General features: G+C 71.0%; 3 protein-coding genes. 1 reads left to right on the top strand and 2 read right to left on the bottom strand.

Features of this window, described 5'->3' with window-relative positions; translation table 11 throughout:
• Positions 1-140: 140 nt before the first annotated feature.
• On the bottom strand, positions 141-1529 hold the full coding sequence (locus tag QH283_RS26680) for a class II 3-deoxy-7-phosphoheptulonate synthase (protein WP_280505690.1): 1389 nt from the start codon (positions 1527-1529) through the stop codon (positions 141-143).
• Between the two features lie 204 nt (positions 1530-1733).
• Here QH283_RS26680 and QH283_RS26675 point away from each other — a divergent pair, with 204 nt between their 5' ends.
• Entirely contained in the window at positions 1734-2222 is a 489-nt protein-coding gene (locus QH283_RS26675; protein WP_280505692.1) for a polyadenylate-specific 3'-exoribonuclease AS, read from the top strand.
• Between the two features lie 148 nt (positions 2223-2370).
• On the opposite strand, the gene QH283_RS26670 is transcribed toward QH283_RS26675, so the two are convergent.
• A complete protein-coding gene (locus QH283_RS26670) occupies positions 2371-2505 on the bottom strand; it encodes an antitoxin (RefSeq protein ID WP_280505691.1) in 135 nt (44 codons plus the stop codon).
• Positions 2506-2511: the final 6 nt, after the last annotated feature.

Here is a 2511-nt window from a genome sequence, read left to right as displayed (position 1 = left end):
CGGGGGCCAGGGGCGCGCCCACCACTAACACCCCATCCCCCCCCCGCCCGGTGGAGGCGGGGGCTCGTTTCGCCGTCGGCCCAGTGAACTCGTCGGCCCAGTGGGTTCGACGGCCGGAGTGAACTCGACGGCTCAGCCGCTCAGCGCAGCATCTCCGCGACCAGGAAGGACAGCTCCAGCGACTGCTGGGTGTTCAGCCGCGGATCGCAGGCGGTCTCGTAGCGGCCACCGAGATCCAGGTCGGAGATGTCCTGGGCGCCGCCGAGGCATTCGGTGACGTTCTCGCCGGTCAGCTCGATGTGCAGGCCGCCGGGATGGGTGCCCAGCGCGCGATGCACCTCGAAGAAGCCCTGCACCTCGTCGACGATCCGGTCGAAATGGCGGGTCTTGAAGCCGGTGGAGGACTCGTGGGTGTTGCCGTGCATGGGGTCGCACTGCCAGATCACCTGGTGGCCGGTGGCCTGGACCTTCTCGATGATCGGCGGCAGCACATCGCGCACCTTGCCGTTGCCCATGCGCGCGACCAGCGTCAGCCTGCCGGGCTCGTTCTTCGGGTCGAGCCGCTCGACGTACTCCACCGCCTGCTCCGGGGTGGTGGTCGGGCCGATCTTCAGGCCGATCGGGTTGGCCAGCAACTCGGCGAAGGCGATGTGCGCGCCGTCGAGCTGGCGGGTGCGCTCGCCGATCCACAGGAAGTGCGCCGACAGGTCGTAGAGCAGCGGGTCGCCGGTGACCGGGTGCTCGGACAACCGCAGCAGGGCCCGCTCGTAGTCGAGCACCAGCGCCTCGTGGCTGGCGTAGATGCGCGCCGACTGCAGGCTCGGGTCGTTGACCCGGCAGGCGCTCATGAACTTCAGGCCGCGGTCGATCTCCTCGGCCAGCGCCTCGTAGCGCGCGCCCGCCGGGGACTCGGCCACGAAGTCGCGGTTCCAGTCGTGCACCTTGTGCAGGTCGGCCATGCCCGCGCTGGTCAGCGCGCGCACCAGGTTCATCGCGGCGCTGGCGTTGGCGTAGGCGCGGACCAGGCGCGACGGGTCGTGCTCGCGCAGCGCCGGGTCGGCCGCCAGCGAGTTCACCATGTCGCCGCGATAGGACTTCAGGCCCTGGGAGTCGATGTCGGCCGAGCGCGGCTTGGCGTACTGGCCGGCGATCCTGGCCACCTTGACCACCGGCATGCTGGCGCCGTAGGTCAGCACCACGGCCATCTGCAACAGGGTGCGGATGTTGCCTCGGATGTGCGGCTCGGTGTTGTCGGCGAAGGTCTCCGCGCAGTCCCCGCCCTGCATCAGGAAGGCCTCGCCGCGGGCCACCTCGGCCAGGCGCTCCTTGAGCTCCTCCACCTCGGTGGGCAGGCAGATCGGCGGCACGCTCTCGAGCACGGTGCGCATCTTGCCCGCCAGTTCGGCGTCCCACGACGGCTGCTGCAACGCGGGACGGGCCAGAGCGTCGTCCAGGCGCCTGCGCAACTCGACAGGCAGCGGGGGCAGTTCCGGCAAGCGATCGATGGGTACGTCGACGGTCCAGTTCACCAGTTCAGAATACGTACCGCCGGGTCCGCGGGTATCGCGCGGTACGGGTGAAATCGCGACGCCGAGGGTGCGGCGATTCCCGCCCGGGGGACTCTTGCCCATCCGCCCGAGGCCCCTTGTCACCCACACCGGGCGCCGCCGCATAGGGTTGACCCGGCGCGGGCGATCCGACCCGCGCCGGGAACGATCCGAAAGGCCGGCGCGCTGCGTTACTTCTACGACTGCGAGTTCATCGAGGACGGTCGCACCATCGACCTGATCTCCATCGGGGTCGTCTGTGAGGACGGGCGCGAGTACTACGCGGTATCGACCGAATTCGATCCCGAGCGGGCCGGGCCGTGGGTGCGCAAGCACGTGCTGCCGCGGCTGCCCGCCGCCTCCTCGCCGCTGTGGCGCAGCCGCGCGCAGATCCGCGACGAGCTGTACGCCTTCTTCGTCCCCCGCCCCACGGTCCAGCCGGAGCTGTGGGCGTGGACCGGCGCCTACGACCACGTGGCGCTGGTGCAGCTGTGGGGGTCGATGACCGGCCTGCCGTCCGCGCTGCCGCGCTACACCAACGAACTGCGCCAGCACTGGGAGGCGCACGGCCGTCCGCCGCTGCCGCCGGTGCCCTCCGACGCGCACGACGCGCTGGCCGACGCCAGGCACAACCTCGCCAAGTTCGAGGCCATCGAGGCGGCCCGCAGGCGTTGAGCTGACGGCGCCCCGGTAGCCGCCATGAAGGGCATCCCCCGCGCCGCGGCGGCGACCGCCTCGCGCACCGACAGTCGCCCGCAGCAGGACACACGACGAGCCCCGCGTCGGCTGATCGACGCGGGGCCCGTCGCGGATGTCGTGCGGGTCAGGGCTGCAGCGGGGGCTCCTGCCGGGGGCTCTGCGGGTTCTGCGGGCTCTGCCGGTCCAGGAAGTCCTTGGCCTGCTGCTGGCCCTTGTCGACGTGCTGGGCGTACTTGCCGCCGGTGCGCTGATCGAACATGTCACC

The sequence above is a fragment of the Nocardia farcinica genome, from assembly GCF_029867845.1.
GTDB lineage: Bacteria > Actinomycetota > Actinomycetes > Mycobacteriales > Mycobacteriaceae > Nocardia > Nocardia farcinica_A.
This window is presented reverse-complemented; position numbering and strand designations above follow the sequence as displayed.

Coding starts and splice junctions, on each gene's coding strand:
- QH283_RS26670 (WP_280505691.1), bottom strand. CDS start 2,505: ATGTTCGATCAGCGCACCGGCGGCAAGTACGCCCAGCACGTCGACAAG.